The organism is Ignavibacteriales bacterium, assembly GCA_020635255.1.
Taxonomy (GTDB): Bacteria; Bacteroidota; Ignavibacteria; order Tepidaquicellales; family Tepidaquicellaceae; genus JAEYVS01.
The window spans coordinates 407,595-433,359 of the sequence record JACKAC010000002.1 but is presented as its reverse complement, the minus strand read 5'-3'; the positions used below and the strand labels follow the sequence as shown (position 1 = coordinate 433,359).

The 25,765-nt window shown below is 41.7% G+C and carries 22 protein-coding genes; 12 read left to right on the top strand and 10 right to left on the bottom strand.

Annotated features, from left to right (window positions below):
* Positions 1–19: 19 nt before the first annotated feature.
* From H6614_09805 to rlmD, 7 genes are all read right to left on the bottom strand, one after another.
* Entirely contained in the window at positions 20–394 is a 375-nt protein-coding gene (locus H6614_09805) for an aspartate 1-decarboxylase (protein MCB9243958.1), read from the bottom strand.
* A gap of 17 nt (positions 395–411) precedes the next feature.
* On the bottom strand, positions 412–1,275 hold the full coding sequence (locus H6614_09800; protein MCB9243957.1) for a pantoate--beta-alanine ligase: 864 nt from the start codon (positions 1,273–1,275) through the stop codon (positions 412–414).
* Between the two features lies 1 nt (position 1,276).
* Complete coding sequence (gene accD / locus H6614_09795; GenBank protein ID MCB9243956.1) at positions 1,277–2,119, bottom strand: acetyl-CoA carboxylase, carboxyltransferase subunit beta; 843 nt, start codon at positions 2,117–2,119, stop codon at positions 1,277–1,279.
* Positions 2,119–2,781: a tRNA (adenosine(37)-N6)-threonylcarbamoyltransferase complex dimerization subunit type 1 TsaB gene (gene tsaB / locus H6614_09790; GenBank protein ID MCB9243955.1), complete on the bottom strand. Its 663-nt coding sequence runs from the start codon at positions 2,779–2,781 to the stop codon at positions 2,119–2,121. Before tsaB ends, accD begins: the two co-directional genes overlap by 1 nt.
* Positions 2,782–2,790: 9 nt before the next feature.
* Positions 2,791–3,228 (bottom strand): tRNA (adenosine(37)-N6)-threonylcarbamoyltransferase complex ATPase subunit type 1 TsaE, encoded by a 438-nt coding sequence (gene tsaE, locus H6614_09785; protein MCB9243954.1) that lies wholly within the window; start codon positions 3,226–3,228, stop codon positions 2,791–2,793.
* Positions 3,225–4,793 (bottom strand): response regulator, encoded by a 1,569-nt coding sequence (locus H6614_09780; GenBank protein MCB9243953.1) that lies wholly within the window; start codon positions 4,791–4,793, stop codon positions 3,225–3,227. Before H6614_09780 ends, tsaE begins: the two co-directional genes overlap by 4 nt.
* Positions 4,794–4,994: 201 nt before the next feature.
* A complete protein-coding gene (rlmD, locus tag H6614_09775; GenBank protein ID MCB9243952.1) occupies positions 4,995–6,404 on the bottom strand; it encodes a 23S rRNA (uracil(1939)-C(5))-methyltransferase RlmD in 1,410 nt (469 codons plus the stop codon).
* A gap of 98 nt (positions 6,405–6,502) precedes the next feature.
* Here rlmD and H6614_09770 point away from each other — a divergent pair, with 98 nt between their 5' ends.
* The 6 genes from H6614_09770 to H6614_09745 all read left to right on the top strand — a co-directional run bounded on the left by H6614_09770 (position 6,503) and on the right by H6614_09745 (position 14,875).
* Positions 6,503–7,495, top strand: coding sequence for a KpsF/GutQ family sugar-phosphate isomerase (locus H6614_09770; protein MCB9243951.1), 993 nt, complete (start codon positions 6,503–6,505; stop codon positions 7,493–7,495).
* A gap of 5 nt (positions 7,496–7,500) precedes the next feature.
* Entirely contained in the window at positions 7,501–8,034 is a 534-nt protein-coding gene (lptC, locus tag H6614_09765; GenBank protein ID MCB9243950.1) for an LPS export ABC transporter periplasmic protein LptC, read from the top strand.
* Positions 8,031–9,449, top strand: coding sequence for an LPS export ABC transporter periplasmic protein LptC (lptC, locus tag H6614_09760; protein ID MCB9243949.1), 1,419 nt, complete (start codon positions 8,031–8,033; stop codon positions 9,447–9,449). The genes lptC (H6614_09765) and lptC (H6614_09760) overlap by 4 nt, the downstream gene beginning before the upstream one ends.
* A 133-nt stretch (positions 9,450–9,582) precedes the next feature.
* A complete protein-coding gene (locus H6614_09755; protein MCB9243948.1) occupies positions 9,583–11,301 on the top strand; it encodes a S8 family peptidase in 1,719 nt (572 codons plus the stop codon).
* Positions 11,302–11,407: 106 nt separating this feature from the next.
* Positions 11,408–13,069 carry a T9SS type A sorting domain-containing protein gene (locus H6614_09750; GenBank protein MCB9243947.1) on the top strand — a complete coding sequence of 554 codons (1,662 nt, stop codon included), beginning with the start codon at positions 11,408–11,410 and terminating at the stop codon, positions 13,067–13,069.
* Between the two features lie 129 nt (positions 13,070–13,198).
* Positions 13,199–14,875 carry a S8 family peptidase gene (locus tag H6614_09745; protein MCB9243946.1) on the top strand — a complete coding sequence of 559 codons (1,677 nt, stop codon included), beginning with the start codon at positions 13,199–13,201 and terminating at the stop codon, positions 14,873–14,875.
* Positions 14,876–14,909: 34 nt separating this feature from the next.
* Here H6614_09745 and bshA read toward each other — a convergent pair whose 3' ends face one another.
* Complete coding sequence (gene bshA, locus H6614_09740) at positions 14,910–16,073, bottom strand: N-acetyl-alpha-D-glucosaminyl L-malate synthase BshA (GenBank protein ID MCB9243945.1); 1,164 nt, start codon at positions 16,071–16,073, stop codon at positions 14,910–14,912.
* A gap of 182 nt (positions 16,074–16,255) precedes the next feature.
* On the opposite strand from bshA, the gene H6614_09735 reads away from it, so the two are divergent.
* The 4 genes from H6614_09735 to H6614_09720 are packed head-to-tail and all read left to right on the top strand — an operon-like array spanning position 16,256 to position 20,470.
* A complete protein-coding gene (locus tag H6614_09735) occupies positions 16,256–17,269 on the top strand; it encodes an ABC transporter ATP-binding protein (GenBank protein ID MCB9243944.1) in 1,014 nt (337 codons plus the stop codon).
* A gap of 15 nt (positions 17,270–17,284) precedes the next feature.
* Entirely contained in the window at positions 17,285–18,562 is a 1,278-nt protein-coding gene (locus tag H6614_09730; protein ID MCB9243943.1) for an imidazolonepropionase, read from the top strand.
* 41 nt (positions 18,563–18,603) lie between these two features.
* On the top strand, positions 18,604–19,752 hold the full coding sequence (locus H6614_09725; GenBank protein ID MCB9243942.1) for a PQQ-dependent sugar dehydrogenase: 1,149 nt from the start codon (positions 18,604–18,606) through the stop codon (positions 19,750–19,752).
* Positions 19,753–19,756: 4 nt separating this feature from the next.
* The gene (locus H6614_09720) at positions 19,757–20,470 is read left to right on the top strand and encodes a PIG-L family deacetylase (protein ID MCB9243941.1); all 714 of its coding nucleotides are present in this window, start codon (positions 19,757–19,759) and stop codon (positions 20,468–20,470) included.
* A 2-nt stretch (positions 20,471–20,472) separates the two neighbouring features.
* On the opposite strand, the gene H6614_09715 is transcribed toward H6614_09720, so the two are convergent.
* Both H6614_09715 and H6614_09710 read right to left on the bottom strand, forming a co-directional pair.
* Positions 20,473–21,234: a 1-(5-phosphoribosyl)-5-[(5-phosphoribosylamino)methylideneamino] imidazole-4-carboxamide isomerase gene (locus H6614_09715; GenBank protein ID MCB9243940.1), complete on the bottom strand. Its 762-nt coding sequence runs from the start codon at positions 21,232–21,234 to the stop codon at positions 20,473–20,475.
* Between the two features lie 3 nt (positions 21,235–21,237).
* Entirely contained in the window at positions 21,238–23,502 is a 2,265-nt protein-coding gene (locus H6614_09710) for a hypothetical protein (protein ID MCB9243939.1), read from the bottom strand.
* A 283-nt stretch (positions 23,503–23,785) separates the two neighbouring features.
* Between H6614_09710 and H6614_09705 the strand changes: the two genes are divergently transcribed.
* Together H6614_09705 and H6614_09700 are read left to right on the top strand one after the other, a co-directional pair.
* The gene (locus H6614_09705) at positions 23,786–24,946 is read left to right on the top strand and encodes a glycosyltransferase (protein MCB9243938.1); all 1,161 of its coding nucleotides are present in this window, start codon (positions 23,786–23,788) and stop codon (positions 24,944–24,946) included.
* Between the two features lie 11 nt (positions 24,947–24,957).
* Complete coding sequence (locus tag H6614_09700; GenBank protein ID MCB9243937.1) at positions 24,958–25,764, top strand: class I SAM-dependent methyltransferase; 807 nt, start codon at positions 24,958–24,960, stop codon at positions 25,762–25,764.
* The last annotated feature ends 1 nt before the right edge of the window (position 25,765 follow it).

Genomic DNA, 25,765 nt, shown 5'->3' with positions numbered 1-25,765 from the left:
TAAAACTGTATTATTGATTCTATACCTCGATGACCTCAGGTTCTTTCTTAACGATCCTGTTATGTTCATCCACAAACACAACCTTAGGCTTGTAATTTTCAAGTTCTTCATCTGAAAATACTCCGTATGCTATAAGTATTACCCTGTCACCAACCATGCCGAGCCTTGCCGCCGCCCCATTAAGACAGATCACACCGGAATTCCTCTCGCCTTCTATTACATAAGTTTCAAATCTATTTCCGTTATTGATATTTACTACCTGTATCTTTTCGTAAGGCAGGAGATTTGCTTCTTCCATGAGAGCTGAATCAAGCGTAAGGCTTCCCTCATAGTGCAATTCTGCCTGTGTAATTGTGGCTCTGTGTACTTTAGACTTACACATAAACCTATTCATTTGTTATATCCTCTAAATTAATTTTTAGTAAATAGTATATTATCTATCAATCTGGTATTGCCAAATTTTACTGCCAACGAGATAAGTATCTCTCCTTTATAACCACTAAAACTCTCAATATCGTCCAGTTCATCATTATCCGTAACCGCAATGTATTGAATCGAACTAAGCGGAGCCTGTGTACTCAAATATCGTGTAATATACTCAACAATTTCCTTCGAATTTCTTGCTTTTCCGCCGAGAATGAGGTTTTTTGCCTCTCGCAAAGCATCACTTATTTCTGCCGCTTCCGCTTTTTGTCTGGAATCAAGATAAGAATTTCTTGAGCTCATTGCAAGACCGCTCTCTTCCCTGATAGTGTCGCAAACAACTATATTTACGCCGGTATTCATATCTTCGGCCATTCTCTTTATTACCAGCACCTGTTGGGCATCTTTCTGTCCAAAATATGCTTTATGTGGTTTTGTGATGTTAAAGAGCTTTAATACAACAGTAGCTACTCCAATAAAATGCCCGGGGCGGAACTTCCCTTCAAGCTTCTCGGATATCGTTGTAACAACAACGCTCGTGTGATGTTTCTTTGTATACATTTCTTCATTGCCCGGAAAGAACACATAATCCGCTCCGGATTTTTCACACATCACATAATCGCGCTCGAAGTCACGCGGATATTTATCGAGGTCCTCCCCTTTCAAAAACTGTGTTGGGTTTACATATATGCTCACTACAACGACATCATTCTCATGCCTTGCGCGCTCTATCAATGAAACGTGACCCTTATGCAGATATCCCATAGTAGGAACAAAACCGATCGACCTGCCTTTGCATCTCTGAAACTCCGAGATCTCCTGCATGGATTTTACGTCGTTAATAACCTTCAAATCAATTTAATATAAGGTTTAATATCTGATCGAGTTTTTGCTTAAGATCTTTTCTCTCTACTATCAGATCAACAAACCCGTGCGTCAATAAAAATTCTGACCTCTGAAAACCCTTCGGAAGATCTTTACCCGTTGCCTGTTTAATAACGCGAGGTCCGGCAAATCCTATCAGCGCTCCCGGCTCGGCAATATTAACATCGCCAAGCATAGCATACGAAGCAGTAACACCACCCGTCGTCGGATCAACCATTACCGAAATATAAGGTATCTTTTCCTCAGCCAGCTTTGCGAGCCGTGAACTTATCTTTGCCATCTGCATTAATGACAGCGCGCCCTCCATCATTCGAGCACCACTGCTTGCAGAAACTATAATTAAAGGATTTCTTGTTTTGATAGCTTTATCAACCGCCCTGCTGAGTTTTTCTCCTACCACGCTTCCCATACTTCCACCGATGAACTTGAAATCCATACACCCTATTACAACGTCTCTTCCGTTGATCTTTCCTGTTCCGGTCCTTACTGCATCGTAAAGGTTGGTTGATTCAATAGATGATTTGATCCTGTCCTTATACTTCTTAGTATCCGTAAAGCCAAGTGGGTCAGTCGAAATCATTTTCTTGTCCATCTCTCTGTAGGATTTATCATCGAGCAGAAAACCAAAATACTCTTCACTGCCTATTCGGAAATGGTGGTCGCATTTTAGGCAGACGTAATAATTCGCTTCCCACTGCTTTTTGTGCATGAGTTCGTTACATTCGGGGCATTTGACCCACTGACCGCCCGGTACATCCTTTTTAGGGGAATCGGTGGATATATTCTCCTTAGATCTTTTAAACCACGCCATTAATTTTTCTCCTTTACAAGAGGCTTAAATTCCTGCATATAGAAAGGCTCCGATGTACTGATATCGGAAAATTCACTCCTTTCTATTTTCTCCATAGTTAATTCTAACTGCTCCCGTATCATGTCACTTCCAACATCAAAAACATTCATTTCTTTACTAACATCCTCAAAATTTTCACTAAAATCAATCTTTTCATTTATGACTATATCTTTCGTTCGTTTTAGTATTACATCAAGTGTATCTGAAGCATAATCACCAATTCTCATTAATTTACCTTCGTTTGTATAAACCGCGTAATAAAACTCCCCCGTCCTCATTCCGGAATAAATAACAGCAGCGTATTCGTTAGGTGATTTATGCATGCCGGCGATAATATCAAGTGTTACTATCTCGACCAGTTTAGCACCTGTTGAAAAACATATGCCTTTAGCAATAGCTGAACCTATTCTTAATCCCGTGAATGAACCCGGTCCGTTAGAAAGGCTCACGACATCGATATCTTTAAATGGGATACATTTTGCTTCGAGGTCTTTCCGTATTTCAAACATTAGTGAATCTGCATTCCTGGTTCCGGGTATTGTCCTTTCCAGGATTAGTTCACCGTCACGGGCAAAACCATAGCCCGCAGTTTTTGAAGAACAATCGAGTAATAGGATATTCATTTCTCTCTTTTATTCGGGAAGTGTGATAAACCTTTTCTCTTCATCCTCTCCGTGTTCGAATCTCACTGTCCGTAATTCCCTGCCAAGATAATCTTCCATCAGCTCACTCCACTCTATTAAGGTAATACTTTTACCATCGAAATAATTATCCATTCCCAGCGAATCTATCTCAACTGCCTTATTAAGCCTGTAAAGATCGAGATGATTAATTAATTGTTTCCCGCCTGTCACCGGGTCAGACCCTTCGTATTGATTCGCAATTATGAACGTAGGACTGTTAACATCATCTTCGATCCCATAATAACTGCATATTCCTTTTACGAACTGAGTCTTTCCGCTTCCAAGCTCACCTTTCAAACCGATTATCTCACCTGCTTTTAATTGTGTCGCAAATTCCTTCCCGAGAGCTGTTGTCTCCTCCGCACTTCCAGATAATATCTTTGTCACGACTTCGATTCGAGCGTTATTACGGGAAGTATCACCTCTTCCAGAGAAATTCCTCCGTGCTGGAATGTATCGTTATACATGTTCAAATATTTATGGTAATCGGTAGGGTAAACAAAATAGTAATCTTCCTTAGCAATAATGTAATTCACCATTCCGTTTCGTAGCGGAAGTTTATATCTTCCCGGGTTTGCAATGTGCATGCAGTGCTTGCTGTCAGCGTTTACGTTCCTGCCATATTTATAACGTAGGTTCGGGGATGAATCCCTGTCGCCAAGCGCCTTCACGCCGTGCAGGCAACGGATGCTCCCGTGATCTGTTGTTATGATGATCTTTACATCGGGCTTTCCTGCAAGCTTCCTCAGCATTCCGAAGAATGACGAATGCTCGAACCATGATGCTGTCAGCGACCTGAATGCAGATTCGTCCGGCGCTATCTCTTTCAATATTGCGTAGTCGCTTCTAGAGTGAACAATCATGTCAAGGAAGTTTATAACAACCGCATTAAGATGGCTCTCGGTAAATGATATTATCTTATTCTCTATTCCTCTGCTGAAATCCGAGTCCATTATCTTGGTATAACGAAGGTCGTTTCTTAACTTAATTCTCCTCCTCTGCAATAACAGGGAGAGAAGCTCCTTCTCGTGAACGTTCTTGCTGTTCTCGTCATCATCTTTTCCCTGCCACAACTCCGGGTAATGTTTTTCTATATCCGATGGGAACAGCCCCGCAAAGATCGCATTCCTGCTGTAAGGCGTTGCCGTCGGTAGCATCGAATAATAATACTCTTTCGACATCTTGAAATACGGATTCAGGAAAGGTTCCATCACCAGCCACTGATCGAGCCTCATACAATCTACAACAAACAAAAAGACCGATTTGTGTTTATCCAATTCGGGAAACACATACTTGTCCATTATCTGGTGCGAAAGTGTCGGTACATCGTCATCCTTCTCGGCATTTACCCAATCGACATAGTTCTTCTCGATAAACTTTGAAAACTCAACATTGCATTCCCTCTTTTGATCCGAAAGTGTCTGCATAAGACCAAGCTCTCTGTGCTCGCTGACGTCGATCTCCCAGTTACTCATTTTTGTATAGAGGTCTATCCATTCCTTCCAGTTCGGATTGTCAAACAATGCCGATGATATCTTGTTGAACTCCTGTATATAATCGCGCGATATCTGGTCACCCTTTATCCTTTTCGATTCGAGTACCTTCTTACATACAAGAAGAAGCTGGTTAGGATTAACAGGCTTAATAAGATAATCGGATATTTTATTGCCGATAGCATCTTCCATGAGGCTCTCAGTCTCGTTCTTCGTAACCATAACCACCGGGAGAGAAGGTTTCATATCCTTGACTTCAACCAGTGTTTCCAGTCCGCCCATACCGGGCATCATCTCATCCATAAAGACCAGATCGAAATCGTTGTCCCGGATCAGCTGTATCGCGTCCTCGCCGTTTGTAGCTTCATTGACGTCATAGCCCTTTTGCTTAAGGAACATAATATTCGACTTAAGCAGGTCTATTTCATCATCTACCCATAATATTTTTGTATTAGCCATAATTGTGGTACCGTTCGATGGATTTTGCATGACAACTCCTGTTTTTATAATGTTTAATCAAAAAGCGTATTAATCCGTCATGCAAATTTTATAGTTTGATAGTAGTTTATACTTTGATAACAAAAAAATGTTTAAAAATATCTCAAATGTGGTTTGGATAGGTAATATATCTATAATAGATAGGAATTAAAATGTATAGATTTAGCCGATTCTCACCAGGCTTATCACATTTTCCACGTGGTATGTATGAGGGAACATATCCACGGGCTGGATCTTCTCAATTCCGTATTTCCCCATTCCGCAGATGAGTTTCAGGTCGCGGGCTTGTGTGGATGGATTACAGCTAACATATACTATTCTATCGAGATTCGTTTCGGATAGTATCTCGCAGATTTTGGGATGAAGCCCGGACCTTGGTGGGTCCAGTATTATCTTATTATATGCCTTTACATCATTGCTCAGAAGAAAATCCTTTATATCCGAAACAATGAACTCTGCGTTTGTGATACTGTTCAATGTCATATTTTCATTCGCATTGGAGATGGCATCTTCTATCAGTTCGACACCCAGCACACTGTCAACCTTATCCGAAATAAAGATCCCTATCGAACCGGCACCGCAATAAAGGTCCAGCACCTTATCCTCCTTTGTAAACTCCCCGAACTCCAGGGCGACATCATACAGTTTTTGCGCCTGCATAGTGTTTGTCTGAAAAAAAGAGTTGGGGGATATCTTAAAAGAAAATTCTTTCCCGTCCTGCCGAATCAGCTTCTCGTGGATTATTCCGGAACCGAAGATAACTTTTTCATCCTCCGCGAATGCAACCTGCGCGCGTTTATTCGACAGCCCGTTCACAAGCGTTGTTACTTCCGGTGCAGTCTCCCTCAGCTTTTCTGCATACTCATTCATCAGTCCCTCATCATGCTCATATGTCACAAGGTTCACCATGAGTTCGTTCGTATTCTTGCCTTCACGTATTATTAAAAACCTGAGAAACCCTTCATGCGTTTGTGTAGAGTAAACCGACATGGCTCTCTCTTTAAAAAAATCCCTCGTGAAATTCAGTATCCTGTTTGAAACTTCCGATTGCAAAAAACATTCGTGGATATCGATTATTTTTGAATGAAAGCGCGGGACGTGAAGCCCAAGCGCAAATCTCTCTTTCTCTTCACCGGCATCATCCGGATTAACCACCCACTTATCATCTGAAAATGAAAATTCCATCTTGTTCCTGTAAAAGAAAATGTCATCGCTCCCCATCACTTCCGGGAATTCCAATCCATCGAATCCGCCTATCCTTTTGAACGCATTCTCTACCACACCCTTTTTAAATGCAAGCTGTCTGTCATACTCAAGGTTTTGTATCTTACACCCTCCGCACGTGCCGAAGTACTCACAGCGCGGGTCTATGCGGTATTTTGAGGGCTCCAGCAGTTCGAGGAAGCTTGCCTCGGCATATTTATTTCTCTTCTTTCGTATCCGCACCAGGGCTTTGTCTCCCGGCACGACTTTATCCGCAAATATTACCATTCCTTCCCCGGTACGACCCACTCCGCGACCGTCATCGTTCATATCTTCTATAATTATCTCTATTTCGTCGCCTTTTTTCATATAAATTGCACTAAATTAAAGTAATTTTAAAAAAACATTATTCTGAGTATTATATAAGTAATTCCGCCGAAGCGGAATAAACAATTTACCAATAATAAGTGGCAGGTTCAAAGAGTAAAGACACAATAATCAGAGATGCAAAAAAAGTGATCTCGATCGAAAAGCAGGCGATCGACGATCTGCAGAAAAGATTTGCAAAACCTGGATTTAGGGATAACTTTGCTTCTGCGATCGACCTTCTTTACAAGTGCAAAGGCAAAGTAGTCGTCATGGGTATTGGAAAATCCGGGATTATAGCCCAAAAGATTGTAGCTACTTTCAATTCCACCGGAACATACTCCATATTCCTGCACACAGCCGATACCATTCACGGTGACCTTGGAGCAATTCGTGAAGATGATGTCGTTTTGATAATTTCAAAGAGCGGCAGTACAAACGACATAAAGACACTCCTGCCGATATTCAAATCCCAGAAGATAAAGATCGTTTCGATTGTAGGTAATATGAGGTCCGAATTAGCGCGCCTCTCTGATTACACAATAGATGCCTCGGTAAATAAGGAAGCCTGCCCGCATAATCTCGCTCCTACTTCCTCGACGACGGTTACACTTGTGATAGGCGATGCAATTGCAATATCTCTCCTGCAAAAGAAGGGTTTTTCTGAAAATGATTTTGCGACACTGCACCCGGGAGGTAACCTCGGTGCGAAACTTCTTCTCAAAGTTGAGGATATAATGGTAAAGGGTGAAGATATACCCCGCGTCAAAGAAAACGCTATGCTCAAAGAAGTTATCTACGAAATGTCATCCAAACGCCTCGGCTGTACCGCCGTTGTGAATGGAAAAAGCATTAAGGGATTTATTACTGACGGAGATATTCGACGTTATCTTGAGAAAAATATGAACCTTGAAAATACCAAAGCTAAGGATGTTATGACTAAGAACCCGAAGAAAGTGAAATCTAATATGCTCGCCAAAAGAGCGCTGGAATTTATGGAAGATAACAAAATCACACAACTTCTTGTCTCTGATAGTGACGGCAAACTGGCAGGCATCGTTCACATGCACAAATTAATTGAGACCGGATTGTGATCTCGATGAATATCAAACCCGAAAAAATCCTTCTACTCTTCCTGCTTGTCATTTTCTTAACCTCCTGTGATGAGAAGCTCGAACCACCTAAGACTGATATTAACCCGCTCGATATTCCCGACCAGGAAAGCTGGAACTCTACCGTATCCTTCTCCGATTCAGGCAATGTCGTCGCCATACTTGATGCCGGATATATGGGACACTATGAAGGTAAGGGGTACATAAAGATCGACAGTGGAGCAAAAGTCGATTTCTATAAAAATGGACAGATCGTATCTACGCTAACCGGGAAACATGGACTGGTGCTGGACTCTACGAAAGACATCGAGATACTCGACAGCGTGGTAGTCATCAATAAAGAAGGGAGCATCCTTAAAACGGAAAAGCTGTTTTGGAACAACAAAGAGCAAAGAGTGTACTCGGATAAATTCGTAAGTATAAAGACTCCAACCGAAGATATTCAGGGTATCGGCTTCGAATCCGATCAGAATCTGCAAAACTACAGGATCTATAAGGTAACAGGGACTTTTGATAAATGAAGCTTTTGCACCTAAATATCGTCTTTCTCCTTTTGATCGCTGTATCGGCCTTTTCGCAGGAAAAAGTCGAGCTCAAAAATGCAGACCAGCTTCAGGGCAGTGTAAAGGACGGCAAGAACGTACGGGAAGCAACCGGTAACGTTATCCTTCAACAGGGCAATATTACCGTTTACTGCAACTCAGCCACGCAGTATATTGACGATAACATGGTTGACCTCAGAGGCAATGTCCGCATCATACAGGATACCCTCACGTTGCTTACCTCACACGGTATGTATTACGGAAATGAAAAACGTGCCACCGGCAATGGAGGCATTACACTCAAAGACCAGAATGCCACACTTACCGCAAGCTCCGGCGTATATTATTTCAATGAAGCGAAAGCAATATTTAACGGCAATGTACACGTTGTAAATCCCGAATATGACATCACGTCCGATAAACTTACTTATTTTAGGAATACCGAGGATTCTTATGCTGACGGCAATGTAACTGTTACAACTGACTCGGCCATAGTAACAGCGGAAAAGGTTGACTTTTTCAAACGGCAGGGAAAAACACAGGCTTACCAAAATGCAAAGCTCGTAAGTGATTCGACAATCATTACTGCGGATACCCTTACAAATTTCTCCCATGAAAAGAAATCTTATGCAACGGGAAATGTTAAGATTGTCAGCGAGAATAATAACACTATAGTTTTTGGAGACTACCTGGAAAATTACGAAAAGGAAAACCATACGAAAGTAACCGGGCATGCGCGGCTCATTTACGCGGAGGAAGATAAAGACACGCTCTTCATTTACAGCAAAAGCATGGAGGCATTCCGCAATGACCCTGAATATTATGTTGCTACTGATAGCGTAGAAACGATCCGCGGCGACTTCCTGTCTAAATCCGGACTCAGCACCTACTACGCGGATTCTGAAACTGTCTCACTATCTATTCTTCCTATCGTTTGGCAAAATGATTCCCAGATGACAGGCGACTCGATCTACGCAGACCTTCCAGGGAAAAAGTTACAGACCATTTACATCAGAAAACTCGAAGAGCTTCCCGGCACCCGGTCGTCATTCGTTATATCCCAAAATGCCGAAGAAGGTTTCCCCGATCGCTATAACCAGGTAAAAGGCACCGACATCACAATGCACTTTCAGGATGAAAAGATCCATAACGTGGACGTGACCGGGAGTGCTCAGAGTATTTACTACCTGTTCGAAGAAAAAAAAGCAAACGGAGTAAATCGCGCCGAAGGAAAAAACATGAAAATTGACTTTGATGACGACGAGCAGGTCGTAAAAATTGTCCTCGAATCAGATCCTGAGGGTCAGTATATTCCTGAAATAAAAATTCCCGGTGAAAATCTCATTCTTAACGGATTTGATTTTCGAGAGGACAAACCCGAAAAACAGTACTAGTTCAATTTTCAATTTGAGCTAACTCCTTGTTTAATCAGTTCTATCACACCCTCAAATAATTTGGTAATTTAAAAAAAATATTATTATTTTTTAGGATAGAGAGTTCCTCCGCTTCCATTTTCTTAGCAGAATAATGAAAAAGACATTATTAAAAATACTAAGCTGGGCATTCTATTCATTGACGCTATTTGCGCTTGTACTATTATTGTCAGATTCAGGCACAAGTACGGGGCACAGCATCACCTCACCAACCGCCAACGAGATGGTCAGTAATGAGATCATTGTCCTGCTAAGCAAAAATTCTGATGTAAACTCTATCACGTCAAATAATCCGGAGGTTACGTTTACCGTAAAGGAAGCTATCTCAAGAGAACTTAACATGTGGTTGATTAATTACCACGCACCCGAGGGAGATTCACCACAGGATATACTTGGCAACTTGATGGACAATAACAATAACATCTTAACGGCACAGTTTAATTACAAAGTATCCCTCCGCGAAAATTCTCCCGACGATCCCCGCTTCGATGAGCAATGGGGTTTAAGTAATACCGGACAACTCGGTGGCACACCTAATGCCGACATAAAAGCCCTCAAAGCATGGGATATAACAACCGGAGGATTTACAAAGGACGGAAAGGAGATCGTAATTGCCGTCATAGATGACGGATTCTTTCTCCAGCATAGTGACCTCACATTTTGGAAAAATGATCATGAGATTCCGGGTAATAATGTCGATGATGACGGGAATGGATATGTTGATGACTATGACGGATGGAACGCCGCACAAAATAACAGTGTAATAATTCCGCAGGATCATGGAACCAGGGTTTGCGGTGTGATCGGGGCTAAGGGTAATAACTATAACGGCATTGCCGGCGTTAATTGGCGTGTGAGCATAATGCCGATTGAAATAGGTACATTTCCGGATATCGATGAAGCATCTGTCCTCAAAGCATATGCCTATGTCTTAAATCAAAGAAAACTTTACAATCAAACCGGCGGCCTAAAGGGATGCTACGTTGTCGCAACCAATTCCTCTTTTGGGCTGGACTTTGAGCAGCCTGAGAACCATCCTATCTGGTGTGAGCTGTATAACCTCATGGGAAGAGAGGGCATCATCAGCGTAGCCGCAACAATGAATAATCACTCGAATGTTGACGTCACAGGTGATGTACCAACTGCCTGCTCAAGTGATTATCTTATCACGGTTACCAGTACCACCCGTACAGATGAACTATACGGAGGCTCCGCTTATGGTCCAACAACCATCGATATCGGTGCCCCGGGTGTATCGATACTCTCTACATATAATATAAACCAATACAGTAATGCTGTCGGAACATCCCTCGCAGCACCGCATGTAACAGGTGTAGTAGGATTACTGTATGCCGCGGCTCATCAGACATACATAGATTATGGTAATCAGTATCCTGATTCACTCGCACTGCTTTTCAAAAAATTCATTCTTGGCGGAACCGATCAGCTTGGTTCATTGAACGGACTTATCGTTTCGGATGGGCGCCTCAATCTATATAAAACACTAAAAAGCGTCGAACGTCCTTTGGGATCGGATAACTTTATTCCCACAGCTTATTCTCTTAAACAAAACTACCCAAATCCATTTAACCCGGGTACATCTATTGTATATGATGTTCTCGACGCTGTAAATGTGAAAATATCTGTCTTTAATATCCTCGGACAGGAAGTAGGTGTTTTGGTAAACTCATTCCAAACAAAAGGCAGATATACCGTACATTTTGATGCTTCTTCCCTGCCTTCCGGCGTCTACTACTATCGTATCCAGTCAAAATACTTCTCTGACGTAAAAAAAATGGTCCTCTTAAAGTAAAAAGGTATTTCTTTTTACAAATTTCCAGTTTAAATTATTTAAGGATTGAAGTAAATAAAACGATAATTTTCATTGTTTCATCAATGAAGCAATTATCATTGCTATTATGCGAAAATTATTTACTCAATCTATTTTTTTTATATTACTGGGCATAGTTATTTTCTTTTTCTATAACTTTTACCCGGATAATGATCCCTATAAATATGATATCGCCCCGCACCCCGATGATATCACAACTTCCACCGATATATTTCCATACCCTATAAGCTGGAATTTTTATTTTGCTGAAATTCCCGGTCTGAATTTTGGTACCGTTGGAGCCGCATATTTTAAAGGCAAATATTACCTCAATACCTGGAATCAAGCTAATGTGTGCTTTACCCTTCAAGGAAGTGGTCCACAAAATGAACCTCTTATGAGTACGCTTGATTCAATAAGTTCTCCACCCTATGTCGGAGCAATAAGGGATATGACTATAGGAACAGACGGATCCGGAAATGAATTTCTGTGGGGAGGGAAAGCAGCCGATGTTTTATATAAAATGGATTCAAACTTGAATGTAAAAGCAGAATATACTATCGCGGGAGGGCAATTCCGTGCCATAGCCTGGGATCCGAATCGAAAAGGTTTCTGGAACAGCAACTTTACCGGCGATATTATATGTCATGACACCCTGGGTAATATAAAAGGAATTATCCCTTCCACATTATCCGGAAAATACGGGTTTGCCTGGGACAGCCTCACAACACCTGACACTGCATTGCTCTGGGTGTGGAACCAGGCAGGAGGTACGGGAAACAATACGCTGAATAGAATAAACATTGTTTCAGGAGTACTAACTGCCTCTTATAGTATCGATCTCTATCCTACCAGTGTTGCCGGGGGAGCAAATATTTTCAAATTCGGAAATACCTATAAGCTTCTGCTTAATTTTCAAAGCGCTGGAGTGGTTTGCTACGACCTTACGAACGATAGTGCAAATAACTGCACACTCGCATATTATCGGAATAATCTTTCTAAATCCATTCCGGATAATAATCCTGGAGGAGTGTATGATACCCTGAGAATAGATAATTACAGGGGAACACCGGGAAATTTAAATATTGTACTCGATACGGTTTATCACTCCTGGGTTGGCGACCTTACTATGATTCTTTATCATGAGGGACTGGCAGACACATTAATGCTAAACCCCGGGAATGCCTTTGGAAGTTCTTTCGGATCCAGTGGAGACAATTTTATCGGTACTCAGATCGCTGATGATGGAACGATCAGGATGGACTCGATCACCGCACTTATGGCGCCGTGTACGTCTCCGCCAAAGTTCAGGCCTGGGACAAAGTTTGGTATGGATTCACTTTCAAAGTTCCTCAATACTGATATCAATGGTGACTGGGTACTATTCATAAGAGACGGCTTCGGCGGTGACACAGGTGTACTCGAAGCGTGGCATCTTTGCATTGAAGACCTCTCGACAGGTATTACGGGATATGAGCAGGAAAATAAACAGTTTTATCTTGCCCAAAACTACCCTAACCCATTTAACCCTGAGACAACAATCGAATATCACATTCCAAAACCGGGAACGGTAAGCATAAAGATATATGATATAACCGGGCGTGAGATAGCAGTATTAGAAAACTCCTTCAAAAATACAGGAACATACAAAGTAATCTTCGATGGCAGTTCACTCTCCAGCGGAATCTACTTCTACACACTCCAGACGGAAAACCTTACCAGTGTTAAAAAGATGATTTTATTAAAGTAATACCTGCCCTTAAAATTAAACATTGTATCTTTTACAATACGATTTTATCTTAATTATTACTGATTTTATAAACTATTAATATTTATCATGAAAAATTCTTACAAGGGGAAATATCTGTCTCTAACGGGTATGTTTGTAATTGTTGTGGTTGTTTTAGTGATAGCGCTATCCGGACCAACTAACAGCGAGAGCAACTACCTTCACTTCTATAGAGATAAAAATTATGTTGAAGGGGAAATGTTAGTGATGCTTAAAAAGAACGTTGATGTAAACGAATTTATAAGCAAACACGACAATATCGGCTTAACGGTAAAAGAGCCGGTTATTGAAGAATATAACTTATGGTTAGTGCAGTTTGACAAAACTAGATCGGAATCGGTCGATGCTCTTATATCAATGGTTGAAAGTCCTGACGTGGAGATTGCGCAGTTCAATCATTATGTAAAAGAGCGTCAGACATTCCCGGATGATACGAGATTCAACGAAATGTGGGATATGCACAATACCGGTCAGTCCGGCGGAACTGTAGATGCTGATATAGATGCTCCCGAAGCGTGGGATATAACAACAGGCGGTGTGACTGCCGATGGAGACACTATCGTTTGTGCTGTCATAGACGGCGGTTTCTATTTAAATCATGCAGACGTTAGCTTCTGGAAAAACTGGGGTGAGATCCCGGGTAATAGCATCGATGACGACTCTAACGGATACGTGGATGATATTAACGGATGGAATGCATACAATGACAACGGTAACGTTACTGCAAGTGGTACACACGGAACTCACGTTAGCGGTACAGTTGGTGCAAAAGGTAATAATACCCTTGGGGTCACCGGTGTAAACTGGAATGTAAAAGTAATGGCAGTACAGGGTTCTTCCGGAACTGAATCTGTCGTACTGAAAGCATATAGATATGTACAAAGACAAAGACAACTATACAATCAAACCAATGGTCAAAAGGGTGCATATGTTGTTTCAACAAATTCATCCTTCGGTGTCGACTTTGGCCAGCCTGCTAATTTTCCTCTCTGGTGTGCATATTATGATTCGCTTGGCGCAGAGGGTATCCTTAGTGCCGGAGCCGGTCCAAACCTAGGCATCGACATCGATGTCCAGGGCGATGTACCGACTACATGCCCCAGTTATTACATGATAGCCGTTACCAATACGACCAGAACAGACCAGAGAAATAGCGGTGCGGGTTACGGACCTATTAATATGGATATTGGCGCACCGGGTACTACAATACTTTCCACTACATCAGCAAGCAATTACGGGACAAGCACCGGTACTTCGATGGCTACTCCTCACGTTTGCGGAGCAGTAGGGCTGATGTACGCCGCCGCAGATCCGTCACTTATTGCGTTATCAAAAACTGATCCCGATTCTGTTGCCGCATTGATGAAAATGATGATGATGGAAAATGTTGATTCTCTTGCATCTTTGAGCAACATACTATCCAAAGGTAGACTTAATCTTTATAAATCAGTACTCGCTGCAAGTACAATTACAGCCGTTACTGTCAATAATAACGTTACTCCGGAATCATATAAACTTTCACAAAACTATCCTAATCCGTTTAACCCGGCTACAAATATAGAATTCTCTATCCCGGTAAAAGGCTTCGTTTCGCTAAAGATATATGACATAACAGGCAGAGAGGTAGCTCAGCTTGTTAATACTCATCTGTATCCCGGATTATATACGGCTAATTTTGATGCGAGCAGGCTCTCGAGCGGGGTTTATTTCTATACTCTCAGAGCGGAAGGATTTACTCAAACAAAGAAAATGCTGTTAGTAAAATAAAAGAATAGATTTTATTGCATACAAAAAGAGCAGGCTAAATAACCTGCTCTTTTTTATTTTCGGTTAATACTTTTTCGTAAAATTCTTCATACAGAGGTACTATATTATCCTCTTTAAACTTCAATGCCCTCTCACGAGCTTTCTTGCTAAAATAATCATACTTCTTAGTATTAGTGAGAAGCTCGATCGCATACTTTGACATCCTTTCCACGTCACCGATCTCTGCTATATACCCCGTCTCACCGTGAACATTAAGTTCAGGTAAACCTCCTATACTGGTCGATACTACCGGTACGCTGCAACTCATCGCCTCCAGTGCCGAGAGACCAAAGCTCTCCGATTGCGAAGGCATAATAAATAAGTCCGATATAGAAAGTAGCTCTACTAATATATCCTGCTTTCCCATAAATTTCACCCTTTCGAATACGCCCAGATCCGTCGCTAGCCTCTCGCACTCACTCCTATCCGGACCATCACCAACAAGTAAAAGTTTCGACGGTACTTCTTCATTCACCGCTGCGAATATCTTTATAACATCCTGTACTCTCTTCAGCGCGCGAAAATTTGATATATGTATTAATATCTTTTCTCCATCCGGCGCAAATTTCTCCTTAAAGCATTTCGTGTGCTCGTTATTCAGCCTCCTGTATTTCTCTGTATCTATAAAGTTAGGGATCACTTCGATATCCTTCTCGATCTGGTAATTGGATTTAGTCTTATCTCTCAAAAAATTAGAAACCGCTGTTACACCATCTGACTGCTCTATGCTGAATTTCATCGTCGGCAGAAAACTCGGCTCCAACCCGATCAGCGTAATGTCCGTACCGTGGAGAGTAGTTATTACTTTTAATTCCTTTTCGCTCATCTTTTCGGCTTTGAGTATCTCTCTCGCGAGGAACGCGCTCGTCGCATGCGGTATTGCATAGTGGGCATGTATTAGATCCAACTCATTTATTTTAGCTACTTCGACCATTTTACTGGTGAGCGCCAGGCTATATAGAGGAAATTCAAAAAGCGGATAGCTGTACATCTCCACCTCATGATAAAAAATATTATCCACAAAAGCCGTGAGGCGGGTAGGTATTGCATACGATATAAAGTGGACTTCATGTCCCCTCAAAGCAAGCGCTTTTCCCAATTCCGTAGCCACAACACCGCTTCCGCCATAGGTAGGATAGCAAGTAATTCCAATTTTCATCTTTTTTCAGGATTTTCGTTAGATTTGTCTCTTTTAAATAATAAGCTATTTAAAACGAATTAAAAATATAGTTATATTTCTCAATTTATAAATAACTACGATTTTTAATAAAATATGTTTAAAACTTACTTGAATCATAGACATAATTAGTTTAACTTTTGAGCTAAAATACATGAATAATAATGGCTAAACTCCTCGAAGTAAAAAACCTCCAGACATTCTTTTATACCGATGACGGCATAGCAAAGGCAGTGGATGATGTAAGCTATGATTTAGATATGGGCGAAACCCTGGGTATTGTTGGCGAATCCGGCTGCGGAAAGAGCGTTTCCGCGCTCTCTATAATGCGCCTTATACCAGAACCTCCGGGAAAAATTGCCGGCGGTGAGATACTTTTCAAAGGAAAGAACCTCGTTACACTCCCCGAAAAGGAAATGAGAAAGATCAGGGGAAATGACATCGGGATGATATTCCAGGAACCCATGACTTCGCTAAATCCTGTATTTACATGCGGTGACCAGATAGAGGAGGTGCTCATACTTCACCAAAAGCTTGATAAAAAACAGGCAAAGGAAAAAGCCATAGAAATGCTAAAGCTTGTCGGGATACCGGCGCCGGAACAGCGTTACCGTGAATACCCGCACCAGCTATCGGGAGGAATGAGACAACGTGTCATGATCGCTATCGCTCTCGCATGTAACCCGGAAATACTTATTGCTGACGAACCTACAACTGCGCTGGACGTTACCGTACAGGCGCAGATACTCGAGCTCATCAATAAGCTTCAAAAAGAACTTGGCATGGGCGTTATTATGATCACTCACGATCTCGGTGTGATTGCCGAAGTCTCAAATAAAGTTTGTGTTATGTACGCATCAAAGGTTGTTGAATACGGACCAGTAAAGGCAATATTCAAAGATCCTAAACATCCTTACACTATCGGGCTCCTAAATTCTATTCCTAAAGCAAAAAACAGGAAAGAAAAACTAACAACAATTGAGGGCAATGTACCTGCGCCAACTACATACCCGGAGGGGTGTCACTTCTGTACCAGGTGCAAGTTCGCGATCGAAAAATGCTGGCATGAACAGCCTCCGCTCGAAAAGGTCGGAGACGGTCACACTGCCGCCTGCTGGAGATTGGACGAGGTAGCTGCCCATAAAGAAATACTGCTTCAGCCCGAGCTGACTGCATAAAACCCGATACATATTATGCCTCTTCTTCTAAAAGACGTCACCCGGCTGGTTACGTGCCGGGCAAAAACCCCCTTTCCTAAAAAGGGAAAATCGCTTTCCGATGTGTCACCGGAAAAGAACACAAACTTATTTCTAAACAATAAGCGCATAGAATTTATTGGCGGTTCTAAAGAACTGTCTGCATATCTTCGCCAGAGTGACATTAAGAATTACGATGAAATAGATTGCAAGAATAAAACCGTTATGCCGGGATTTGTGGATTCACATACCCATATGGTATTCGCCGGAGAAAGAGAAAATGAATATGAAGAGCGGATAAAAGGCGCTACATATCAGCAGATAGCCGCTAAGGGCGGAGGAATTCTAAGCACTGTTAGAGCCGTACGGCGTGCATCTAAAGCCACACTCTTGGAGCTTGCCGAAAAACGGCTTTACAATTTTGTAAGGTACGGTACCACCACTCTTGAAGCCAAATCCGGATACGGGCTCGATTTTTCTAACGAACTAAAGTTGTTAAACGTCATTAATGAGCTTGCAAAGAAAAATAAATATTCGCTCGATATTATACCGACCTTTCTCGGAGCGCATGCCGTTCCCCCGGAGGTTGGTAAAGAAGAGTATCTTCAGCTGGTTCTTTACAAAATGATCCCGGAAATAGCCCGGCGTCAGCTCGCTGTATTTATAGATGTTTTCTGTGAGAAGGGTTACTTCAATAGAAAAGAAACAGAGGAAATACTGGATTCCGGAAAAAGGTTCGGTCTTGTACCAAAACTCCATACTGACCAGTTTAACTCTATCGGCGGAATACCAGCCGCTATCAAGCAGTCTGCAATATCCGTAGATCATCTTGAGGTAACAAATACAGAGGATATAAAAGCTCTTTCTGAATATAACTCCGGAAAGCAAAACTACATGATGGCAACGATGCTCCCGGGTGTGTCATATTTCCTCGATATATCGTATCCGCCTGCCCGGGAAATGATAGAAAACAAAGTACCTGTCGCGCTCGCTACCGATTTTAATCCGGGTAGCTGTATGACGGAAAATCTGCAGTTTATAATGTCGCTTGCCTCGTCCAAGCTAAAGTTGAGTGTGGAAGAAATAATTAATGCCGTCACATATAACGGCGCCTGCGCTGTGTACAAGCAGGATACTGTGGGCAGTATCGAAGTTGGCAAGCAGGCTGATGTACTTGTATTCGATATGAAAGACTATAAAGAACTGGTATATCACTTCGGAGTCAATATGATTGAATATGTTATAAAAAAAGGAAAAGTTATACATAAGGCTTAAACTTTTGAAGCCACATTTACGTTATTTAGTAAAAAGGAAAAATGAAAGTGATCGCGTCAATATTTATATATCTGCTCGTAACTGTAAATCTCATTTCGTGTTCCAATAAACAGGAGGACAACCGTACCTCCTCTACTCGTACCGAAAACATTAGTCATTCTCCGGGAGATTACCGGATAGAACCTTTTGTGGAGGGACTTGAAGTTCCGTGGAGTATTGTCTTTACTTCTCCCGAAAGGATACTCGTAACGGAGCGTCCGGGCAGACTAAGAGTGATAGAAAACGGTGAGCTTGATCCCGACCCGCTAAGGACATTCCCGGATGTGGTATCTACCGGTGAAGAAGGACTCATGGGGCTCACACTGCATCCCGATTACGCAAACAATAAATATATCTACCTTAGCTATGCCTATGATGGCGCTGACGGTATGACCGTTAAAGTGGTACGCTACAAAGATGAAGGAAACCGCATTTCCGATGAAAAGATAATAATAGACGGTCTCCCTGCCAAACAATACCATGCCGGATGCAGAATAAAGTTCGGACCCGACGGAAAACTCTATATCACTACGGGAGATGCCGGTGAGAGACACTTAGCACAGGAACTCGATAATCTATATGGAAAGATACTTAGAGTAAACGACGACGGCTCTATCCCCAATGATAATCCGTTTCCCGGTACACCAGTATGGAGCTATGGACATCGTAATCCACAGGGAATTGCATGGTACCCCGGTACCGACATTCTATATGAAACTGAACATGGTCCATCCGGTTTTGATGGTCCTGGCGGCGGTGATGAAGTTAATATAATAGTAAAAGGCGGTAACTACGGCTGGCCTATAGTGTCGCACGAAAACACTAAAGAAGGAATGGTATCTCCCCTTCTTGTCTTTACACCAGCTGAAGCCCCCTCCTCTGCTATGTTTTATTCGGGGGATGCTTTACCCTTCAAAAATAATTTTCTATTCGGATGTCTTAGGGGCAAAGGAATAATGCGTGTTGTGATCGATCCAAACGATCCTAAGAAAATACAAAGCTTTGAGAAAATAGACGGAGTTAATTTTGGTAGGATTAGAGATGTCGTACAGGGACCTGACGGCTATATATACTTTGGAACAAGCAATCAGGATGGCAGAGGAAATCCCGATAAAGGCGACGACAAAATTTACAGAATTATAAATAGATAAACCCTTGGCAAAAATAAAAATAACAAAACAAGAGAATCCAAAAAAGGTGCTGGCGATCGGAGCGCATCCGGATGACCTTGAGTTTACATGTACCATCACTCTGAAAAATCTTATGGCTGAAGGCTATGAAGTTACATACCTGGTCATAACTAATGGAGAGAATGGCTTTAAAATACCCGGATATACAAAAGAAAAAAGAATAAAAACCCGCAGAAAAGAACAGCTGGATGCAGCTAAAATGCTCGGCGTAAAGAAAGTCCTTTTTTGGAACTATAAAGATGGCTTCTTGAGATACACCGAAAACCTTCGCAAAAAGCTTATCTTGCTTATTCGCCATTTAAAGCCTGAACTTGTGTTTTCATTTGACCCCGGTAACTCTACCTTTGATAATCTTAACTTATTTCACCGCGATCACCGTGTAGCCGCGCTTGCCGTTTTCGATTCATGCTTTGCCGCCAAAAACGAATACATCTACGGCAAAATGGCTAAACCGCACCAGGTTTCTAAGCTCTACCTTTACGGCGCATCAAATCCGGATCACTTCGTTGACATAACAAAAGATATCGACTTTAAGCTAAGCATACTTGCCTGCCATAAGTCGCAATTTCCGGATATGGATGCTTTCTCAAAGTATTTTAAGGAAAACCTGGCGAAATATACGCCGGAGTATGAATATTCGGAAGCTTTTAGAGTTGTCGAGGTGAGAAGAATTATATAAGATTAAACTTTAGGGAGTTCGAGCGAGATGTCCTCCCTTTCGATATCACGCCATATATTTTGACATGGAAACTTATTTTCGTATAGAGCCTTTGATACCATAGCCGAATCGACACCGTAATCCTTAAGCTCCTCTAACATCTTTAAGTGTTTGTAATTTCCTATACCGCCTGCCGAGGTTATCTTTAGCTTTGTGTTTTCGCCGATCTCCTTCAATCTCTCTATGTGAGGACCCGAAAAATTACCCACCCGCGTCACATCCTGGTAAACTATCCTTTGCACTCCCATAGAATCCATTCTAATTGCAAATTCCAATGGCGTAATATTAGCATATTCTATCCATCCGTTCTTGACTACGTTGTTCATTTTCTCGTCGATCCCAACAACAAGCTTTGACGGAGAGTAGTCATTTAAGATCCGTTCTACAATATCCGGATTAACGATTGCCGCCGTACCAAGAACTATCCTGTACACACCAAGTTCTTCGATTATCCTCTTAGCATTGTCAAAGTTCCTGATCCCGCCTCCGAGCTGTACGGGTATATCGACCGTATCCACTATTTCCTTAATAGTGCCATAGTTCCTCATCTCTCCGTTCACTGCTCCGTCGAGATCGGTTATATGTATCGCTTTAAAATTTTCCTTCCTGAATAGGCGGGCTACTTTGATAGGACTTTCACAATAGTACTGTGAAAGTGAATTGTGACCCTCAAAAACCCTCGCGCACTTTCCTTCCTTGATATCTATTACGGGTATTACAAACATGATCTATTTTTTTATTACGGCAAACTTCCCTGCACCAACTTTGCTTCCATCCTTATTGTATGCTATTACCATATATATTCCGGAAGCTATATTTGCGCTCCTGCTGTTTGTCCATGTTGCTATTTTTCCGCCGGGTGATTCGAATTCTGCAACAATATCACCTGTAAGTGTTATTATCTTTATGCTCGAACCCTCTACCAGCCCGTCGATTCTCAGGTCAACAGTCGAAGGAAGCAGATAAGGATTCGGTGAACAAATTATATCTGTAAAATCTTCCACTGGCTGAACTGCATCCGTATTAACTGAAGATAGACCAACCATCGTTCCAAAATACGCCCTTCCGTCAGAAGGATTTACACCGATCGTCTCAATAGAGTTGCTTAGTATGGGGCTATTGGAAATATTAAATTGATCGAATAGAGTCGTACCGTCCTCTGAAAGATAAAATGCTCCATTTAACGCTGTTCCTATCCACTTGTTATTTAACTCATCGAATGCCAGTGAGTTACAACTCTCGGTAAATGGTACGATCAAATTTCCGGATATTATACCCATCTTTCTTGGTTGCGGTTTGGTCCCCTGCAAAACCGAAACCGGATTGCTTATTATAAATACACCGTTATTTGTACTAACCCACACTTCACCGTTCTTATCGATTATCATATCCGTTAGTTTGCTTACATCACTGGAAAATTCACTAGCAGAGTAAAATCCGTATGTATCATCACTAAAGTTGGTTAATGTCCCGTTCTCATTATAAAAATAAAGTCTGTTTGCATTAAGACTTGCCACAAACCATTTTGTATTATATTGATCAACACCCATTTCATCAATACCTGAATTTGTTGGTGCCGGTATCGGTATCCCGATCCACTGTCCTCCTGCATATGCATAGACAGGGTAAAGACCGGTATTTACAGCCCAGTATCCTGTCCACAAATTACCATTTAGGTCATATGCTCCACTAGTAGGAACACAAAAATTTGTATTCGGACCGCTCGGAGGCATTGCAGTATTTGATGGATTAAAATTCGTGAACACGGAATTCTCCAGTAACGTCGCTCCTCCTCCAAAGGACAACATCCATACTAAACCCTCATGTGTAACTATTTTCCTGAAATCGTCGGATGACCCCAGTGATGGAGTGTTACTCACAGTATATCCTGTCCAGGTACTTCCGTCATAGGAAAATACACCCGAATTTGGAATACCGCCGCTGCAAGCCCAAAGCCTTCCAACATCGTCAAAATTTATGTCAAAAAAACTATTTACGTTCGGTCCGTTTGGAAAAAAGAATGCATAATTAGAATTCAATAAAACTCCCACCCCTTCATTGCTTGTACCCAGAACCGGATTTGAGTTTACATCCAGGGTTATGTCCGTATACCCACCATTGCTCTGAAAAAGCACCGGATTAGCCAGGTTACCTGCATCCGCGTAGTATACCTTATCATTGGTTGCAATATAAAGTCTGCTCCCGGATGATGTCATAGACTTTATATTTGCGTTCTCTATCTCAGAACTTGGATATACTCTCCAAAAAGACCCGTCATAATACAAAAGCCCCGTTGGCGATCCGAAAAACACATTGTTATCAAATGCCGTTGCCGCGACGACGTCGACTGCAAGAGGAGCATTATTGTAATTGGTCCACGATAGCGGGTTGTTAAGATTTGAATTTATATTAGCGTATGCGACACCTGCGCTTGTTGCAGCATAAAACATATCACCCAAAAGGATCAGCTTGTTTACTTTCGTATTGTTCGCGGGAAATTGCCCCAGCTGGGAATAAGGCGCATCGACAAAATTATAATTGTCTGTAGATATCTTTTGAATTCCGTAACCCGTTGCTACATACATATAACTTGTGTATAACATGAAGTCGTTTATCGTCTTGTTCGCCTCTGTAGAATTCTTTATGTCATAAATATAATTCCATCCGCCTGTTTGATAATCATAGATCGATATCGATCCGTCCGATGCTCCTATCCAGAGCTTATTATGATTATCCAGCTTAACAGAGAGAAGATCGACGCTCAATAACCCATCGACATTAGTAAATTTCCTTTTTACCGTACCTGACTGCATATCTACCTCAAACAGCCCTCCGCTCGTTGCGCAATAAACTTCGTTCGTACCCGGGATCACTTCTATATCTCTTATCTCCTTCATCGATGTAAAAGTCTCCCACCTGCGCGCCTGCGAGTTGCCTGTATTGACAAATAAACATATTAATGCCGTCACGAAAAAAAACTTTTTGAGCATCATTGGTTTCCTCTGTTAAAGTTTGAGATAAATGTGAGTAGAAGTGTTCCTATACTTATTGTGGGTTTATAGAGAAAATTTAGAAAATTATTTTAATCATATCCTCGAAGCAAATATTATTTATTTAATCATTAAAATCAATAACAATGGAAGTATTTTTTCTTCTAAAACATTGTTTTTATTCATTTTCTCTGGGCTTATCGCTCGACACCCGGCTTTGTTATTGCCTAATTTGAATTACAATTAAACGTAAATAACTTTATATTAGGCATTTGTAAAAGCAATAATGAAGATCATAATAGTAGGAACAGCATACCCGATGCGTGGGGCATTTGCCCAGCTTAATGCTATACTCTACTCCTATCTCAACAAAAAATACGACGTAAAAATTTTTTCCTTTAAACGCCAATACCCAAAGCTCTTTTTCCCTGGCAAGACGCAGGAGGAAAAGGGCGACGAACTCGTAAAGATCCCCGCTGATAAAAACATAATTTCGATAGACTCCGTTAATCCGTTCAACTGGATCTCGGTTGGCAGGCGCATTGGCAGGGAAATGCCCGGCTTGATAATATTCCGCTATTGGATTCCGTTTTTCGCCCCTTGCTTTGCATTTATCTCGTATTTCGCGAAAAAGCGTTCCGGAGCAAAAGTGCTTTTCATCTGCGATAATGTGATCCCCCATGAAAAAAGGATAGGTGATAAATTCCTCACCCGGCTGGCTTTCAGTCAGGTTGACTACTTCCTCGTCCAATCCAAAAGCGTCGAGGATGACCTGCTCAAATTTTCAAAAGGAAAGCCGTACAAAGTATCTTTCCACCCGATATATAATATCTTCGGAGATAAACTCCCGAAAAGCGAAGCGAAAGAATTCATCAAAGAGAACTATAATGTCGACCTCGAAAAAGATAAAGTTCTACTCTTCTTTGGATACGTGCGGAAATACAAAGGACTGAATTACCTGCTCGAGGCAATGCCCGGCATTTTAAAGCACAATAAAAATGTGAAACTGCTTGTCGTTGGGGAATTTTACGACGATGAAGAGCAATACCGTAAAAAAATATCTGAGCTCGGTCTCGATGATAATGTCATAGTGATTTCCGACTTTGTCCCCAATGAGCGGGTTCGTTATTTCTTCTCCGCGTGCGATGTTGTACTCCTTCCCTATTCGTCCGCTACACAGAGTGGCATAACACACATTGCATATTACTATGATAAACCCGTCATTGCAACGGACGTTGGAGGGTTATCGGAATCCGTCATTAACGGGAAAACCGGGTTTGTAATTAAACCCGAAGACCCCTACGCTATTACCGATGCAGTAAATAAGTTTTACAATGAAAGCCTCGAAGAGAAATTTTCTTCCGGAGCCGCTGAAGAAAAGAAAAAGTATGATTGGGATAATTTTATTAAAGACATCGAAGATTTAACATCCATTTCAAAAAACTAAATTAGATCATATTGCAGTACGACCCGGTAAAAAAAGTTTTTGGCGACATCGTTTCGAGGAACACTTTCCTTAGAAAGATTTTCTACTTTCTTCTGGACCTTATGTTCCTTCGTTCATGGCACGTAAGGAAAGAGATCCGCAAACTCTATCCTAAAGGCGCAAAACTCCGCATCCTGGATGCCGGGATGGGTTTCGGGCAATATACATATTTCCTGGCTAAACGCTTTCCTGATGCGGAAATACTGGCTGTCGATGTTAAAGAGGAACAGATAGAGGACTGCCGATACTTTTTCGAAAAATGCGGTATGAACAAAGTTAAATTCGAGATCGCCGATCTCACAAAGATCACCTACGAAAACGAGTTCGACTTTATTCTTTGCGTTGACGTTATGGAGCATATAGAGGACGACCGCACCGTGTTCAAAAATTTCGCCCGCGCTCTCAAAACCGGCGGCAAACTCCTGGTTAATACTCCTTCTAACCTCGGGGGCAGTGACGCGGATTCCGAAGACGACGAGAGCTTCATCGAGGAACATGCGCGCCTCGGCTATTCACGTGAAGACATTACCGAAAAACTTAACTCAGCCGGAATGGATGTTACTGAATTCCTATACTCATATGGTAAGTTCGGTACTGTCTCATGGCGCTGGGGGATCAAATACCCAATACTCATGGCGGGTAAGTCTAAAATTCTTATACTTATCCTGCCTTTTTATTATCTTTTTACACTGTGGTTTGTACTTATACTAATGTGGTTGGACGTGCATACCGACAATAAAGAAGGAACCGGTATAGTCGTCGTCTCACAAAAAAAATAAT

Coding starts and splice junctions, on each gene's coding strand:
- H6614_09725 (MCB9243942.1), top strand. CDS start 18,604: ATGAAAGTGATCGCGTCAATATTTATATATCTGCTCGTAACTGTAAAT.
- bshA (MCB9243945.1), bottom strand. CDS start 16,073: ATGAAAATTGGAATTACTTGCTATCCTACCTATGGCGGAAGCGGTGTT.
- H6614_09750 (MCB9243947.1), top strand. CDS start 11,408: ATGCGAAAATTATTTACTCAATCTATTTTTTTTATATTACTGGGCATA.
- H6614_09745 (MCB9243946.1), top strand. CDS start 13,199: ATGTTTGTAATTGTTGTGGTTGTTTTAGTGATAGCGCTATCCGGACCA.
- H6614_09705 (MCB9243938.1), top strand. CDS start 23,786: ATGAAGATCATAATAGTAGGAACAGCATACCCGATGCGTGGGGCATTT.
- lptC (MCB9243950.1), top strand. CDS start 7,501: ATGAATATCAAACCCGAAAAAATCCTTCTACTCTTCCTGCTTGTCATT.
- accD (MCB9243956.1), bottom strand. CDS start 2,119: ATGGCGTGGTTTAAAAGATCTAAGGAGAATATATCCACCGATTCCCCT.
- H6614_09780 (MCB9243953.1), bottom strand. CDS start 4,793: ATGGCTAATACAAAAATATTATGGGTAGATGATGAAATAGACCTGCTT.
- H6614_09710 (MCB9243939.1), bottom strand. CDS start 23,502: ATGATGCTCAAAAAGTTTTTTTTCGTGACGGCATTAATATGTTTATTT.
- H6614_09755 (MCB9243948.1), top strand. CDS start 9,583: ATGAAAAAGACATTATTAAAAATACTAAGCTGGGCATTCTATTCATTG.
- H6614_09730 (MCB9243943.1), top strand. CDS start 17,285: ATGCCTCTTCTTCTAAAAGACGTCACCCGGCTGGTTACGTGCCGGGCA.
- H6614_09805 (MCB9243958.1), bottom strand. CDS start 394: ATGAATAGGTTTATGTGTAAGTCTAAAGTACACAGAGCCACAATTACA.
- H6614_09715 (MCB9243940.1), bottom strand. CDS start 21,234: ATGTTTGTAATACCCGTAATAGATATCAAGGAAGGAAAGTGCGCGAGG.
- lptC (MCB9243949.1), top strand. CDS start 8,031: ATGAAGCTTTTGCACCTAAATATCGTCTTTCTCCTTTTGATCGCTGTA.
- tsaB (MCB9243955.1), bottom strand. CDS start 2,781: ATGAATATCCTATTACTCGATTGTTCTTCAAAAACTGCGGGCTATGGT.
- rlmD (MCB9243952.1), bottom strand. CDS start 6,404: ATGAAAAAAGGCGACGAAATAGAGATAATTATAGAAGATATGAACGAT.
- H6614_09735 (MCB9243944.1), top strand. CDS start 16,256: ATGGCTAAACTCCTCGAAGTAAAAAACCTCCAGACATTCTTTTATACC.